Genomic DNA, 15,841 nt, shown 5'->3' with positions numbered 1-15,841 from the left:
GCAGGCCGTGACCACGACCGACATTCTGACAGACCGGCTGCCGCGGGAAACCCGCGGCAATGCCGTGCCCGCCCGGTTCGGCCTTTTGAAGCGGCTCGGCCTGGCATTGGCGCTACCGCTCGGTGGCTTCCTTCTCTGGCAGGTGGCCGTGTCATTAGGCCTTGCGTCTGGCCGGCTCGTGCCGCCGCCGTCACGGATTCTTTCTACGCTTTGGCAGCTTGCGCAGGCAGGCGAACTTTACCAGCACGTCTCGTCGACCTCCCTGCGGGTTCTTCTGGGTTTCCTTGCGGGCTCGCTTGCGGGCGCGGTGCTTGGCAGCGTCACGGGTTTTTTCGGCTTTGCCCGGCAGGTGGTTGATCCTACGCTCCAGGCACTGCGGGCCATTCCGTCGATTGCCTGGGTTCCCCTTTTCATTCTTTGGTTCGGGATTTTCGAGACATCGAAGATCGTGCTGATCGCAACCGGCGTGTTCTTCCCGGTCTATCTCGGCGTGTCGACGGCGCTTTTGTCGGTTGACCGCAAGATCGTCGAAGTGGGCCGGATATTCCGGCTGTCTGGTTTCGAACTGGTGCGTCGGATCATGTTTCCGGCCGTTCTGCCGGCCTTCATCGTCTCGCTGCGCTCCGGCCTCGGTCTTGGCTGGATGTTCGTCGTTGCCGCCGAGTTCATGGGCGCATCCGAGGGGCTGGGCTATCTCCTGGTCGACGGCCAGCAGTTGGGCAAGCCCGACCAGATCGTCGCGGCGATCATCGTCTTCGCTATCATCGGCAAGCTTTCCGATGGGCTGCTGGTCGTGGCGACCAGGCCGCTGATTGCCTGGCAGGATAATTTCAAGCGGGAAGGCATCTGATGTTATCGCTGAATGGATTGTCGAAGACGTTCGGCAATGGGGTACAGGCGCTTGGCGGTTTCACACTCGACGTGCCGGCCGGCGAAATTGTTGCCGTCATCGGTGGTTCGGGCTGCGGCAAGAGCACGTTGCTCAGGCTTGCAAGCGGACTGGAGGGGCCGACACGCGGCGAGGTGACGATCAATGGCGAGGTGGTGCAGGCGCCGCATCCGTTGATCAACCTGATCTTCCAGGAACCGCGCCTTCTGCCCTGGTTGACGGTCGGCGACAATATCCGCTTCGGCCTCACGCATCTTTCGGCCGCAGAACGCGACCGGCGCACGAATGCGGTGCAGGAACAGGTTCACCTGACCGGATACGAGAACCGGTTGCCGAAGGAATTGTCCGGCGGGCAGGCGCAGCGCGTGGCGATTGCGAGAGCATTGGTGACAAGGCCGGAAGTACTGCTTCTCGACGAGCCTTTCTCGGCGCTCGACGCGCTGACCCGCGCTGCACTGCAGAATCATCTTCTGGAGATCTGGCGCGAAAGCCGGCCGACGATCATCATCGTCACGCATGATATCGATGAGGCCGTGGCGCTTGCCCACCGCGTCGTGGTGATGCAGCCCTGGTCCGGACGGATCTTGGAAGAGATTGCCATCGATCTACCGCTCCCGCGCGATGGCGAGGACGGCGATGTCGAGCACTATCGACGCAAAGTACGGGCATCGCTCGATCGGTCGCTGGCAGGACGGCACGAGACGGCGCGCGAAGGTCTCGCAGTTTCTCGGTGAGCCTTATCTTCTGCCGGGAGCCTGGAATTGCTGCTTTTGAAGGCTCTCTCCTTGCAAAGACGCTCTTTTTCCGAGGCGCCGAATTAAGGGCATGTTCATCTCCTGCCGGTCCGCAATTTAGTACATGGTTTTAGTAGAGAATATTGGAATTCGACGCGTTTGCGGCGAAACTGGACCTCCACAAATACCAAGAAACGGAGGTCGGTCATGATCGGTGGTGGCATTTCTATCTTCGGGTTCGATCTTTTCGGTCCGCTTCGCAAGGTCGTTGAGGATGCAAGGGAAGAGGCGCGGCGGTCGTCCGCGTCGTATCAGGAAAAGGCCGCGGAAGACCGCAGGCAGGGTGTTGTGGAACGCGACGACAATGTCGCCTTCTACTGGAGCCTCCATTTCGGTTACTGACGAGGGAGAGATCGATGGCCCTGGCTTTCGAGCGGCAACCCGAGCTTGGCCGGGTGTTTCGCAAACCGGTGATCAGTCTGGCTCAATTCGAACGGTGGCTGGCGCATTGCGCCATCACCGGGGCTTTCGGTTTCGTCACCGGTTTGCTCATCTTCCTGTAAGCGGCGCGTGATGCGCCGCACGTCGACGGGGACGCGATCTGTCCCCGGTCTGAGGCGGTCGCAACACGCCGGTTGCCATGTCGGCCCAACCCGGAATGGAATTCTTCCGGAGTGGCGAGGATTAGTCGTCCAATCCTATCGAAATTATCGCTCTGATCTTAGCCTGTCTCTTAATCTTGCTGTGCCCGGCCGATCCTTGGTCGATGGCGCATGCAGCCAATCGCTTCCGCGGAGAGCGGCAAGCTCCAAGGGAAGGACGAAACCTCATGGCAAATGCCGGGCAGCCGCTTGATTTTCTCTGGTTCATCCCCTCGTCGGGAGATGGCGCGTATCTCGGTTCGGATGATCTCAATCGCCCCGCCGATCCGGGCTATTTCCGCGAGATCGCCAAAGCTGCCGACCGGCTGGGTTATTCCGGCGTGTTGATCCCGACGGGCGCAGCCTGCGAGGAGTCCTTCATCCTCGCGGCCGATCTCGCCGCCCATACGGAAAAGCTCAAGTTCCTGGTCGCAATCCGTCCCGGCGTCGCGTCTCCCGCTTACTATGCCCGCCTGACGTCCACTCTGGACCGCGTCTCCGGCGGCCGGCTTCTCCTTAATATCGTCGTAGGCGGAAGCGCGCAGGAACTTGCCGGTGACGGGATCTTCCTGCCGCATGACGAGCGCTACCTGCATGCGGGCGAATTCTTCCAGGTGTTCAATTCGCTGATCGAGACGGGCCATGCGCATCTCGACGGCAAATATATCCAGGCGCATCATGCCGATCTCGGCCTACCGCCGGTGCAACAGCCGCGCCCGCCCATCTATTTCGGCGGTTCCTCCGACGCGGCTATCGATTTTTCCGCCGGCATCATCGACAAGTATCTCACTTGGGGCGAACCGCCGGCCCAGGTGGAGGAAAAGATCACCAAGGTGCGTAAAGCCGCGGCGCTGCATGGGCGCGAGGTCTCCTTCGGCATCCGCCTGCATTTCATCGTTCGGGAAACGGATGAGGAAGCCTGGGAGGCGGCCGATCGACTTATCTCTAAGCTTTCCGATGAAACCATTGCGGCCGCGCAGGAGGTTTTCGCCAAGAATTCCGACAGCGTCGGCCAGGCGCGCATGGTGGCGCTGCATAACGGCCGGCGCGACAAGCTGGAAGTCTCTCCCAATCTGTGGGCGGGTGTCGGGCTCGTCCGTTCGGGCGCGGGGACGGCCCTGGTCGGTTCGCCCAAGACGGTTGCTGCGAGGCTTCGGGAATATCAGGAGCTTGGCATCGATACGGTGATCGCGTCCGGCTATCCGCATCTGGAAGAGGCCTACCGGGTGTCTGAACTGCTTTTCCACGAACTCGGCCTTGCCGGCCCGCGCAACCAGATTCGCTCGTCCTTCGGTGCGAAACACGTCTTCGGCGGCGGTGGCCATGGTGGCAACGTCAAGGTGGCATCCGGCTCGTAAGAGCGGATGAAATGGGGCAGCCCGTCTATGTTGTAGAGCGACACAAGTGTTCGCGCTGGAATTGATCCGAGGCAATTTATTCCACGGCGCGATTTCCAATCGAAACGGCGTCTCTCTCAAAACCCATTAGAACTATTAGATTGATGGACATTCGTCTTTTGAGAGGGTCTCATGAAACTTCTGGCTATCATTTCCGCAGCTGTCATGGCTGTCGCAGCTCCCGCATTCGCCGAAACTGTCAAGATCGGCGTCGTGCCGGGTGTCTATGGCGATAGCGTCGAGGCACTAGTACCCGAGGCCAAAGCCGCCGGTATCGACCTGCAGGTCACCGAGTTCAGCGATTGGACGACGCCAAACGAGGCGTTGCAGGCTGGCGATCTCGATCTCAATTACTTCCAACACAAGCCGTTCCTGGCCAATGCCGTGAAGCAAAAGGGTTACGAAATCGTGCCGATCGGCGTCGGTACGCTCGCCAATATCGGCATCTATTCGCTGAAATACAAGGATTTCGCCAGCGTGCCGGACAAGGCGGTCGTGGCGATTGCCAACGATCCAGTCAATCAGGGACGTGGCCTTCTGCTTCTGGAGCGTGGCGGCCTCATCAAGCTGAAAGACGGCGTCGGCTTCCAGGGCACGCTCGACGACATCGTCGAAAACCCCAAGCATTTGACGTTCAACGAAGTCGAGGGACCGCAGTTGGCGCGCGTGACCGGCGACGTTGACCTCGCGCTCGGTTATCCGCATTTCATCATCGCCGCCAAGACGTTCGATCCCGGCTCGGCGCTGATCTATTCCGGTATTGACGACAAGCAGTTCGCTATTGTCTTCGCTGCCAACAAGGCCAAGGCAGACAATCCGGCGCTGAAGAAGGTTGTCGAACTCTACCAGAACTCAAAGGTCGTACGTGAGGCGATCGACAAGGGCTTCGCCAGCAATCCGAAACTCTACACGATCGCGTGGTGAGAATGAGCACGGTCTTCTTCGACGCCGAATTCGAGGTCTCGCGCAAGCCGGTTGAACCGGCCCGCGAGGGTGCCTCGACGCGCGATACCGCATCGACGCAAGGGGAGGCCGCTTCGGCCTCCGGCTCCATCCGGTTCGATGCGGTGGAGAAGACCTACCTCTCCTCTGCCGGACCGGTGGAGGCGCTCAAGGGGATTTCGTCGGCGATACCCGCCGGCACGATCTTCGGCATTATCGGGCGTTCGGGGGCCGGAAAGTCGAGCCTTTTGCGCACCGTCAACCGGCTGGAGCGTCCGACCGGCGGCAAGGTCCTGGTCGATGGCCAGGATATAGCCGCCTTCGACGAGGACGAACTCGTGCTCCTGCGGCGCCGGGTCGGCATGATCTTCCAGCATTTCAACCTGCTGTCTGCGAAGACCGTCTTCGGCAATGTCGCGCTGCCGCTCGTGGTGGCAGGCCTGCCGCGAGACGAAATTCGCCAGCGGGTCGCCGAAGTGCTGAAACTCGTGGGTCTCGAAGGCAAGCAGAATACCTATCCGTCACGCCTGTCGGGCGGCCAGAAACAGCGCGTCGGCATTGCAAGGGCGCTGGTCAGTCGTCCGCAGATCCTGCTTTGTGACGAGGCGACCTCGGCACTCGATCCCGAGACGACCCTGTCGATCCTGACGCTGCTGAAAGACATCAACCGCAGGCTTGGCCTCACCATCGTGCTGATTACGCATGAAATGAGCGTGATCCGCGAGATCTGCGATCGGGTTCTGGTTCTGGAAGACGGTGCCGCCGTCGAGACGGGACCGGTTTGGCAGGTCTTCGGCAATCCGCAACATGACGCGACCCGCGCCTTGCTTGCTCCGCTCAGCCGCGGCCTGCCGGAGGATCTTGCGGCAATAGTCGAGCCCGCACCGGTCAAGGGCCGGCCGACACGGATGATCGTCGAATTCGTCTTTACCGGCGTCGATGGTGCCGAGCCGGACCTGCTTCGCCTCACGACCGCGCTCGGCGCCGGCGCGAAATTGATCCAGAGCAATCTCGAACGCATCCAGGGGCATGTCAGCGGCCGACTGTTCATGAGCGTGCCCCATCGCGAATACCTCGAAACGCTGGTTCTCGACCCGAGGCTTGCCGCCGAAACAAGGATTGTCGGTTATGTCGCCGCAGATGATTGAACGCCTCTGGCGCGCCTTTTTCGACACGCTCACCATGGTTGGCGTCTCCACGCTCATTGCGCTGGCGGTCGGCATTCCGCTGGCGGTCTTCCTGGTTCTTTCCGCACCGGGCGGGCTGATCGAGGCGCCGCGCACCAACCGTGTGCTTGGCGGTATCATCAACGGCTTTCGCGCTACGCCCTTTGTCGTGCTGATGGTGGCGCTCCTGCCTTTCACCAGGCTCGTCACCGGCACGACGATCGGTGTGTGGGCAGCTATCGTGCCGCTGTCGGTCAGTGCCACCCCCTTCTTTGCGCGCATTGCAGAGGTGAGCCTGCGCGAGGTCGATCACGGACTGATCGAGGCGGCGCAAGCGATCGGCTGTCGGCGCTGGCACATCATTCGCCACGTCCTATTGCCGGAAGCACTCCCGGGGCTGGTCGGCGGTTTCACCATCACCATTGTCTCGATGATCGGCGCCTCGGCCATGGCCGGCGTGATCGGTGCGGGCGGGCTCGGCGATGTCGCGATCCGCTATGGCTATCAGCGCTTCGACACAACCGTGATGCTGACCGTCATCGCCGTCCTGATCGTCATCGTCTGCGTTGTGCAGTTTGCCGGGGATTTTGCGGTGCGCCGGCTGCGCGCGAGATAATCTCCTTTCAGGATCAAAAACCATGTCGAAAAGATCCATCCTGCCTGTCGGGTCCGAGCCGGAAGACCGGTTCGGACCTCTGCCGCCATCGCCCGTCCATCGCATTTCCACCGACGCTGATGCGATCGCGATCGCCGGGACGCTTGCCTCCAAGTTCAAGCAGGGCGCCGCCGCCCGCGACCGTGATCGCCTTCTCCCCTGGAAGGAGATTGAGGATTACACCTCGAGCGGGCTCGGTGCGATCACCATCCCGAAGTCCCATGGCGGGGCAGGTGTCTCCTACGAGACGCTCGTGAAAGTCTTCGAGATCATCTGCGCTGCCGATCCGGCGCTCGGGCAGATCCCGCAGAACCAGTTTGGCGTTCTGGCGCTGGTGCAGGATATCGCGACGCCCGAACAGCGCGAGCGCATCTATGGCGATATTCTTGCCGGATACCGGATCGGCAATGCCGGGCCGGAGCGCAAGACAAAGGCAGTCAACATCACCACAACCCGACTGGAACAGACCGCCGATGGGCTGACACTCAGCGGCCAGCGCTTCTACTCAACCGGCTCGATCTTTGCCCATTACATCCCGACGCGCGCTCTGGACGACGAGGGCCGGCCGGTTCAGGCCTGGGCGTCCTTCGACAGTCCCGGCCTTACCGTTTTCGACGACTGGAACTCTTTCGGCCAGCGGACCACGGCAAGCGGTTCCGTCCAGTTCGACGCGGTGCCCATCGATCCGCTTCTGGTCTTGCCGGTCCATGCCTTTGCCGAGAAGCCGGGTCTTGCGGGGCCAGTGTCTCAGCTCATCCAGGCGGCGATCGATGCCGGCATTGCAAAGGCGGCATTCCAGGACATGCTGTCCTTCGTGCAAGGCAATGCCCGGCCTTGGGTCGATTCCGGGCTCGAAAACGCAAGTGACGATCCGACCATCCTGCATGAAGTGGGCGCGCTTGCCGCCAGCCTGCATGCCGCGCAGGAAGTGCTTTATTCGGCCGGACGCACGATCGACAAGATAGCTGTCGAACCAGTGACGGCCGAGAGCAGCGCGCTTGCCTCGGTCGCCGTGGCAGAAGCCAAGATCCTGACGACGGAAATCGCGCTTGAGGCGACGGAAAAGCTGTTCGACCTGTCGGGTTCGTCCGCGACCCGGGCCAAGCATGGGCTCGACCGGCACTGGCGCAATGCGCGTGTCCACACGCTGCACGATCCGGTGCGATGGAAATATCACCTGATCGGCAATTACGAACTGAACGGCGCTCTGCCAACTAGACATCAATGGAACTGACATCATGAGCAGCGCACCGATTGCCGTTCCCGCCACACATCCGGCCACCAGTCCGCATCTTATCAATACCGATGCCGAAGCGGTTAGGGTTGCGACGGAGTTTGCCGAGACGTTGAGGGCAGGGGCCTCCGAGCGGGATGCCGAGAGGCGCCTGCCATGGCAGGAACTCGACGCCTTCGTTGCAACCGGGCTTTGGGGCATCAGCGTGCCGAAGGCCTATGGCGGTGCCGGTGTCTCTTCCGGCACACTTGCCAAGGTCACAGCGATCATCGGCGCGGCCGATGGTTCGCTTTCGCAGATCACGCAGAACCATTATTATGCGCTGGAAGTGCTGCGTGTCGGCGGCTCCGCAGCGCAGAAGCGCTTTTTCTACGACAAGGTTCTGGCTGGAGAACGCCTCGGCAATGCGTTGGCGGAAATCGGCCACAAGGATTTCAAACGCCGCACGAGGCTGGTCGAGGAAGACGGCAAGCTGTTCGTCGAAGGGACCAAATATTATTGCACAGGCGCAATCTACGCCCACTGGATCCCGACGCTGGTGACGAGGCAGGAGGACGGCGCGGATCGGCTGTTTATCGTTTTCGTGCCGCGCACGGCGCCGGGCGTCACGATCTATGATGACTGGGACGGGTTCGGCCAGAGGGTGACGGGCAGCGGCACCGTTCGCTTCGAGCACGTGGCAGTCGAGGGCGAGTGGATCCTCCCGTTCCAGGCCTCTTTCGAGCGCCCGACCTCGATCGGACCGCTGGCGCAGATCATCCATGCGGCGATCGATCTTGGCATCGGCCAGGGCGCCTATCGCGACACGCTGGAATTCGTCCGGAGCCGCGCGCGGGCCTGGATCGATGCCAAGGTGGAAAGCGCCGGCGAGGATCCGCTGACGCTGAGCGAGATCGGTAAGGTGCGGATCAGTTTGCGGGCGGCGGAAGCGCTGGTCGAGCGGGCGGCACGGCTTGTGGATGCTGCGATGGAAGCGCCCGACGAGGCCAATGTCGCGGCCGCCTCCATCGCGGTTGCCGAGGCGAAGATCCTCACGACCAAGGCCGGGCTGCTGGCCGCAAATAAGCTGTTTGAACTCTCCGGCACCTCGTCTACCATGGCTGAGGACAATTACGATCGCCATTGGCGCAACGTGCGCACCCATACGCTGCACGATCCGGTACGGTGGAAATATCAGGCGATCGGCCAATATTATCTCAATGGTCGGCTGCCGCGGCGCCATGGTGCGATCTGAAAAGGCTTACCCTTCGTGTCCCAGAAAAAGCAGATACTTCTCAATGCCTTTAACATGAACTCGGTCGGCCATATCAATCATGGCCTGTGGACCCATCCGCGCGACCGGTCGCATGAATACAAGACCCTCTCTTACTGGACCGATCTTGCGAAGACGCTGGAACGCGGGCTTTTCGACGGGCTTTTTCTGGCCGATATCGTGGGCGTCTACGATATCTATCAGTCTTCGGTGGATCTTACGCTGAAGGAAGCGATCCAACTGCCGGTCAATGATCCGACGCTGATCGTTTCCGGCATGGCATCGGTCACCAGCAATCTCGGCTTCGGCATTACCGTCAATACCAGCGTCGAGCATCCCTATATATTCGCCCGTCGCATATCGACGCTGGATCATCTGACCGATGGGCGGATCGGCTGGAACATCGTCACCGGCTATCTCGATAGCGCCTCGCGGGCGCTCGGCCACGACGGAATGAACGACCACGACCATCGCTATGACCGCGCCGACGACTATCTCGATGTTCTCTACAAGCTCTGGGAAGGCAGCTGGGACGACGATGCGGTGATCGCCGACAAGGCAACGCGGGTCTACTCGGATCCCTCACGGGTGCGCAAGATCTTCCATGACGGCCCTTATTACAAATCGGAGGGCTACCATCTCGCCGAGCCGTCGCGACAGCGTACACCGCTTCTCTTTCAGGCCGGCAGTTCGGGCAGGGGAAAGAAATTCGCCGCCCGCCACGCTGAATGCATTTTCATCAATGCGACGGATCCGGCGTCTGCGGCAAGGACGGTGAAGGCGCTGCGGGACGAAGCGGTGGCCGCTGGCCGGAGGCCCGGCGACGTGAAAATCTTCATCGGCATCACCGTCGTTACCGGCGCAAGTCAGAGCGAGGCAGAAGCGACGCTTACCGATTACATCGACCATGCCAGCCCGGAAGCGGGGCTTGCGCATTTCTCCGCCGGCACGGGGCTCGATTTTTCTCGCTTCGAGCTTGATGAACAGGTCAGCTACGATGGCGGCAATGCAATTCAGTCCGTCATGCACCTTGCCAAGTTGAAAGGCTGGACGAAGAGGCAGCTTTTGAAGGAGTTGGCGATCGGTGGGCGATATCCCTTGATTGTCGGCGATGGCGCGCAGGTTGCCGAAGAGCTAATCCGATGGATCGAGGAAAGCGGTGCAGATGGCTTCAACCTCACACGAACCGTGGTGCCGGAAAGCTACGAGGCCTTCATAGAGCACGTCATCCCTGAGCTCCAATCGCGAGGAGCTTACAAGAAGGCTTATGCGCAAGGAACTTTACGGAACAAGCTGTTAGGCGATGGCGACCGTCTGCCCGCCGGCCATTACGGATATCAGTTTCGCTAACCCTTCACCGGAGGAAGGTCGGCGCGATCTCACCACGGCCTTTTATGTTGCTGCTTCGCTGCTGCGTTTAAGTGGACAGCCGATCCATAAGTATTTGATTTCGCATGGTTTCCAGACCGCGGGTCGACGGTTCGATTCCTCTCAAGAGCGCCGCCATTGGCGCGACTGATACTGCCGCGCCTGTCAAGGCTACAAGACTTCATGTCCGTCATCGTTCGAGCATCAAGCCATTGCCTGCTCTCGTTATTGGGCGACGACTGGCAATACCTCGAACTTCCACAAGCCTGCTGCTTGGAAATATTTCCTTGCGAAGTCCCTAACCTGATCGGCGGTAACCTTGCTGTAGCCATCGAGGCTATAGCGGATCAGGTCAAGTTGGCGCGGGTCGCGTCCTGCATTCTGAAGATATTGCATCCAGTATTCGTTGCTTTGCTGCTGGTGCTTGAGTGTCTCAATTGCGGGCTCGGTCGCTCGCGCAAGCTCGTCCGCGGACACAGAGTTTGATCCGAGGTCAGCAGCGACTTTTTCGAAGAGCGTATAGAAGCTGTCGACCTTCTCGGGCGTTGTTTCTAGATAGAAGTAAGCAAAGCCGTAGGCCGGAAAATCCGTTGAAAGATCGACATTCCCCTGTAGGCCATAGGTCGCTCCCTCCGCTATGCGAAACTGGTCGATCAGCCTGTTTTGAAAGACCTGGGTCGAGATATCAGCGATGAACGAGCGCGGAATATCGGAAAACAGGTCTCCGACCGCCACACCGATGGCAATCGCTGCCGTATCTTCTCGGCCGGTATGCGTTTCCACGACGGGTCGTTCGGTCGCGTCAGGAAAGCGAATAGTGTCCTGATCGAACGATGTGACAACTTCGGGGCGCTCGGGTAGGGCGCCAAAAGTACTCATGGTCAATTGAATGGCATCATCGACCACGACGTCTCCAACGATCAGGATCTCGATTGGGCCTTTGGAAACCAGCGGGCGAAACGCGGCTTCAAAATCGTCGGCTGTTGCTGCCGTGAGCTTCGCGCGATCGGGAAAGGTCCAGCGCGGGTCACCAGAGTGTACAAGACCCGCAAAATCCCGACGGAGAACGCCGCCAGGCGTTGCCGCGTATTGGTCGAGACCACTGAGATAAGCCTGCTGTACCCGTGTGAACGCTTCAGACCGATAGACCGGATCAGATGTATAGGCAGCCATAAGCTGCAACTGGGTCTCGAGATCTTCGGTGCGGGTTCGGCCATCAAACCGAACGGAGTTGTCGCCTACCGAGAAGTCGATACCAACTGACTTAGAGGCCAGGGCTGTCTGGATATCCTGAAAGTCGATCGCCTTTGTACCGGACAGAACGATAGCAGGCGATGCCCAGATCGGCGTGGATCGATCATGCCGCATAGCCATTCGGCCACCACCGATGGTTCCTCGGACGAGAACTTCATTGGCACGCAGTTTTGTGGGTTTTATAGTGAGATGTACGCCGTTGGCGAAACGCACCAGGATTAGCCCCAGATCGGCAACGGTTCGCCGCTCAACAACGGCCCCCGGCTTCCCAAATGAGGTATATGGCCATACAACATCATCAGCACTGGAAAGCGCTGAAACACTTACGGCATGAGAAGCGCGATAGGCCTGACGAACAGCATCGGCCCCACCCTCGGGCGCCTGCCCCGTTTGAAGCATGACCTGTGGACCGTTTCCAGAAAATGTCTCACGAAGTACCTGATTGACCTCGGCCGTCGTGACCTGTGCGACAAGCCTTTCAAACAGTGACAGATCATCGACCGGCGACGTGAAGACCTCATCATCGTCGACGCTGTTAGCCAGCATGGAGGCGAGGCCTGTCGTCGTCCGCGTTGGAGCCGCCGCAGCTACCGCCTGCAAATCGGAACGATACTCCACGATCTCTCTCTGTATCTCCGCCTCCGATGCACCGAACTCCTGGATGCGGCGTTGCTCCTGTTCGATTGCCGCCAGCGCGGCCGCCCATTTATCCGGTTCCGAATTCGTGGTAACCACAACGACATGAGCGGATTTCAATAGACCCTGAGCACCTGCATTGGCGTTGATGAAGGGTGCATCCGCCTTGCTGGCGAGGGTGGATAGACGGCGTTGAAGAACCTGGAGGCCGAGGTCCTCGACGAATTGCTTGCGCCGCTCGGCAGCAGTGTCGACTACATATTTGAACGGCCTAGTCCAGACGATCTGCACGCTTGTCGCGTTGCCGGGCACCGCGATAACGTCGAAGGTTTCGCCTTTTGTTTTTAGACTGCCGGTGTCCGGCGCCGGCGGATTGGTCGCGTCAGGCTTCCAGTCGCCGAAGCGCTCGCGGATCTCGGCTTCCAGCGTGGGTGGGTCGATATCCCCGACGACGATCAGCGTCGCGCGATCCGGGCGATAAAAATTCCTGTAATAGTCACGCAGCAGTTCGACCGGGGCATCGTTGATTATATCCGTCTTGCCGATCGGCGAGCGCATTGGCACGCGCTGCCCCTCCAGAAGGCTGTTCATGGCAGCCATCCCGGCGCGGTATTGTGGTGTATCCCGCAGTCGTTCTTCCGAAAGAATGACGCCACGTTCGCGATCAAAAGCTTTGGCGTCGAGGGTCAACTCGCTTGCCGTTTCCCGCATCAATTTCAGTCCAGTGGAAATCGTGTCTTCGTCGACCTGCGGAAGGTCGAGAGAATAGACTGTCTCGCCATAAGATGTATGGGCGTTCGTATCGGGTCCGAAAGCCAGCCCTTTACGCTGAAGGATACGAACCATTTCGTCTTCAGCAACGTTGGTCGAGCCTTTGAAGGCCATATGTTCGAGAAAATGCGCCAGCCCCTGCTGATCATCATTCTCCTCGAGAGAACCGGAGCCAATGCGGAACCGGATCGCTGCTTGCTTGGGCGGCGTCGTATTGCGCATGATCGCAAATCGCATCCCATTCCCAAGCATCCCGAAATGTACGGCGGAATCGGGTGCCAGATCGCTTTGCGTGTGTGGCCAGGGTGCTGCGGAATTCTCTGCCCGAACGTGCGCCGCGAGACCGATGCTCAATGCCAAGGTAGCCATGGCAAAGATTGCACGATGAGATGTGTTTGTTATGGGTTTGAAAAACATCAATGTTCTGCATCCAATTGAGAAGCGGGACTATGTCAAAGCTCACCTTTCGCTTCAAGCCACCTGCACTACAATCAGAAAGCGACGACGATCAGATCGGGACGATACCCCTTTATGGTCCTTCCGACGTTGAACCGTTCGGCTCCGGTGCCACGAAGTAGACACGTCTACCAAATCAAACAATCGGTGTCGGATCTTTGTAACGCCGCAACGTTAGATGCTGCTCGTCCAGCTGTATCAAATGGGTTGAGGTTTGTGCTTGTTGAGAGGATTTACATCTTGGGGCCTAACATGCGGCTTAGATGCCTCGCAGTGGAAGCCCCGATGGCATCCATCCCGCAGGACTCGATGATCACATACGGGAACACTTACGTCCGAAAGGTCTGTTGCGAGTCGATTGATTTGGCAACGAGAAGGCAGGCACGTTTTCCGCTGCTGTCTGGCACTTCGCGGCGCTGATATGCCAAAGGCCCGCCGGAAAATTGGCGAGCCCTGCTTTTCGATCTTGTCACACACCTCAATGATGGTGTTCTGGCATCTCTTTCAGCTGATCCTTCGTCCAAGCTGTCACCGCGTGGACGTCGCCATCTTCATCTCGCATGAAATCGAGATCGGTCAGGAGCACTGCGACTGGCTTCGCTCCAATGCCGAGAAAGCCGCCTACGTCGATGATTGCCGTGCTGTTCACGCCAGCACCATGAACATGGTCCACCTTGCCCACCTTGTGATTATCAGCTCCGTAAACGGAGGCACCTTCAAGCACGGAAGATTTCAGCTCGTTGGGGGTGAGGCGAACATGATCGTTATGTCTCATTGAAGTCTCCTTGTTGACGGAGGCTAAATCGGTCGAGGCAACGGATTGTTCCACCGCTGCCACGCCAATGGCAGCTTGTGCCGCGCACTGGCAGAGGGTCTTTGAAGAACCCATATTTGCTGCAGATATCATTCGGAGGTCTGAGATGACTACAGAACGCGCTGTTTTAGCTGGTGGCTGCTTTTGGGGGATGGAGGACCTTATCCGGAAGCTGCCTGGCATCGTTTCCACTCGGGTGGGTTACACTGGCGGCTCTGTAAAGAACGCCACCTATCGAAATCACGAAGGGCACGCGGAAGCGATCGAAATCAACTTCGATCCGGCAAAGACGAATTTCCGCGACCTTCTGGAGTTCTTTTTCCAGATACATGACCCCAGTACCCTTAATCGGCAGGGTAACGATGTCGGCACAAGTTATCGCTCGGCGATCTTTTACACGTCGGACGATCAGAAGAAGATCGCGGTCGATACCATCGCTGACGTTGACGCCTCGGGTATCTGGCCGGGCAAGGTCGTGACCGAAGTGGTGCCTATCGGAGAGTTCTGGGAGGCTGAGCCTGAGCACCAGGATTATCTTGAGCGCATTCCTAACGGCTATACCTGTCACTTCGCGCGTCCGAATTGGAAGCTGCCCAAACGGGCCTCTCCTATCACCGCATAGTTCTGTGCTTCGGCGGGGGCAGCACACATGAGAGCTGTACTGGGAATTGACGCCGCTTGGACTGAACGTCAGCCGAGCGGCGTTGCTCTGGTCGTCGATAATGGTGCTGGTTGGCATCTGCTCAAGATTGCAGCGTCATACAAGGCGTTCACAGAGACGGATGACAGACGATATGCTAGGCATCTGGGCTCAAAGCCTGATCCCGAAGCCATTCTTGCCGCGGCAGGTGTTCCCGTCGATCTCATAGCCATCGGCATGCCGCTGTCCCTGGCCCCGATCGTTGGTCGTAGAGTATCTGATAATCTGATTTCATCGCTCTACGGCAGTAGGCATGCCGGAACGCATACTCCAAGCTCACTCCGTCCGGGTAGGCTGAGCGACGAGCTGCGGGTCGGTTTCGACGGGCTTGGGTTTCCTCTGCTGACGTTGGGATCAACCATTCCCGCGCTCATCGAGGTTTACCCGCACCCTGCATTGATCGAGCTGGCGGCCGCCGCCAAAAGGCTCCCCTACAAGCATGGTAAAGCCGGAAAATACTGGCCAGAGGATACTCCCGCAGCCCGTCGAATTTGAGTTGGATGATGAAGAATATAAACGGCCTTTAAGTTTAAACTTTGAGGCGGCGAGCGGGCTAAAATCTGTTTATCGATCGTTTCGGAGCCGACAATTTCTAGAAAGGGGGTGGGAGTTTTCTAATGGCATTTATCTCTGGCAACATTTCGATTTTAGCGGATGACCTAGTTGTTTAGTCCAGCAGTGTGATTAGGTGTTGCTCTGATCCCCAAAAACTGGATCGTTCATCCGTCTGAAGTCTCCCTGACGATAGTCTCTCCTTAACCCGTCGAGACGGGCTGATGAAACAACTATCGAGAGGACGTCGTCAGGTAGCGTCGGCTTAACGACTTTGTTGTGACCGTGCTGGTATTCAGTGACCATGACCGAGATTTCGCCTGCTCACTTTAGACGCCACCGTTTCCCCGCCGAGATCATTGCCCATGCGGTCTGGCTCT

At 59.0% G+C, this 15,841-nt stretch carries 15 protein-coding genes; 13 read left to right on the top strand and 2 right to left on the bottom strand.

What is annotated here, in order from left to right; all coding sequences use genetic code 11:
* The first annotated feature begins 7 nt into the window (after positions 1–7).
* The 11 genes from ACI3K0_RS28195 (at position 8) to ACI3K0_RS28145 (ending at position 10,260) form a co-directional block, all read left to right on the top strand.
* Positions 8–850: an ABC transporter permease gene (locus ACI3K0_RS28195; RefSeq protein ID WP_404946775.1), complete on the top strand. Its 843-nt coding sequence runs from the start codon at positions 8–10 to the stop codon at positions 848–850.
* Positions 850–1,623 (top strand): ABC transporter ATP-binding protein, encoded by a 774-nt coding sequence (locus ACI3K0_RS28190; RefSeq protein WP_404946774.1) that lies wholly within the window; start codon positions 850–852, stop codon positions 1,621–1,623. The genes ACI3K0_RS28195 and ACI3K0_RS28190 overlap by 1 nt, the downstream gene beginning before the upstream one ends.
* Before the next feature lie 207 nt (positions 1,624–1,830).
* On the top strand, positions 1,831–2,025 hold the full coding sequence (locus tag ACI3K0_RS28185; protein WP_206829129.1) for a hypothetical protein: 195 nt from the start codon (positions 1,831–1,833) through the stop codon (positions 2,023–2,025).
* Positions 2,026–2,039: 14 nt separating this feature from the next.
* Entirely contained in the window at positions 2,040–2,186 is a 147-nt protein-coding gene (locus ACI3K0_RS28180) for a hypothetical protein (protein ID WP_206829128.1), read from the top strand.
* A 266-nt stretch (positions 2,187–2,452) separates the two neighbouring features.
* A complete protein-coding gene (ssuD, locus tag ACI3K0_RS28175; RefSeq protein WP_404946773.1) occupies positions 2,453–3,622 on the top strand; it encodes an FMNH2-dependent alkanesulfonate monooxygenase in 1,170 nt (389 codons plus the stop codon).
* Positions 3,623–3,793: 171 nt separating this feature from the next.
* Positions 3,794–4,585, top strand: a complete 792-nt coding sequence (locus tag ACI3K0_RS28170) for a MetQ/NlpA family ABC transporter substrate-binding protein (RefSeq protein ID WP_404946772.1) — start codon at positions 3,794–3,796, stop codon at positions 4,583–4,585.
* A 2-nt stretch (positions 4,586–4,587) separates the two neighbouring features.
* Complete coding sequence (locus ACI3K0_RS28165; RefSeq protein ID WP_404946771.1) at positions 4,588–5,751, top strand: methionine ABC transporter ATP-binding protein; 1,164 nt, start codon at positions 4,588–4,590, stop codon at positions 5,749–5,751.
* Positions 5,732–6,385 (top strand): methionine ABC transporter permease, encoded by a 654-nt coding sequence (locus tag ACI3K0_RS28160; protein ID WP_404946770.1) that lies wholly within the window; start codon positions 5,732–5,734, stop codon positions 6,383–6,385. The genes ACI3K0_RS28165 and ACI3K0_RS28160 overlap by 20 nt, the downstream gene beginning before the upstream one ends.
* A 22-nt stretch (positions 6,386–6,407) precedes the next feature.
* Positions 6,408–7,658: an SfnB family sulfur acquisition oxidoreductase gene (locus tag ACI3K0_RS28155; RefSeq protein ID WP_404946769.1), complete on the top strand. Its 1,251-nt coding sequence runs from the start codon at positions 6,408–6,410 to the stop codon at positions 7,656–7,658.
* Positions 7,659–7,662: 4 nt separating this feature from the next.
* Positions 7,663–8,892 (top strand): SfnB family sulfur acquisition oxidoreductase, encoded by a 1,230-nt coding sequence (locus ACI3K0_RS28150; RefSeq protein ID WP_404946768.1) that lies wholly within the window; start codon positions 7,663–7,665, stop codon positions 8,890–8,892.
* A 15-nt stretch (positions 8,893–8,907) separates the two neighbouring features.
* A complete protein-coding gene (locus ACI3K0_RS28145; RefSeq protein WP_404946767.1) occupies positions 8,908–10,260 on the top strand; it encodes an LLM class flavin-dependent oxidoreductase in 1,353 nt (450 codons plus the stop codon).
* 243 nt (positions 10,261–10,503) lie between these two features.
* Here the strand turns inward: ACI3K0_RS28145 and ACI3K0_RS28140 are convergent, their stop codons facing one another.
* Positions 10,504–13,356 carry a M16 family metallopeptidase gene (locus ACI3K0_RS28140; protein ID WP_404946766.1) on the bottom strand — a complete coding sequence of 951 codons (2,853 nt, stop codon included), beginning with the start codon at positions 13,354–13,356 and terminating at the stop codon, positions 10,504–10,506.
* A 517-nt stretch (positions 13,357–13,873) separates the two neighbouring features.
* Positions 13,874–14,170 (bottom strand): PRC-barrel domain-containing protein, encoded by a 297-nt coding sequence (locus ACI3K0_RS28135; RefSeq protein WP_404946781.1) that lies wholly within the window; start codon positions 14,168–14,170, stop codon positions 13,874–13,876.
* Between the two features lie 145 nt (positions 14,171–14,315).
* On the opposite strand from ACI3K0_RS28135, the gene msrA reads away from it, so the two are divergent.
* Both msrA and ACI3K0_RS28125 read left to right on the top strand, forming a co-directional pair.
* Positions 14,316–14,831, top strand: coding sequence for a peptide-methionine (S)-S-oxide reductase MsrA (gene msrA, locus ACI3K0_RS28130; protein ID WP_404946765.1), 516 nt, complete (start codon positions 14,316–14,318; stop codon positions 14,829–14,831).
* A 27-nt stretch (positions 14,832–14,858) separates the two neighbouring features.
* Positions 14,859–15,404 (top strand): hypothetical protein, encoded by a 546-nt coding sequence (locus ACI3K0_RS28125; RefSeq protein WP_404946764.1) that lies wholly within the window; start codon positions 14,859–14,861, stop codon positions 15,402–15,404.
* Positions 15,405–15,841: the final 437 nt, after the last annotated feature.

The sequence above is a fragment of the Rhizobium sp. ZW T2_16 genome (assembly GCF_044987325.1).
GTDB lineage: Bacteria > Pseudomonadota > Alphaproteobacteria > Rhizobiales > Rhizobiaceae > Neorhizobium > Neorhizobium cellulosilyticum.
This window is presented reverse-complemented; position numbering and strand designations above follow the sequence as displayed.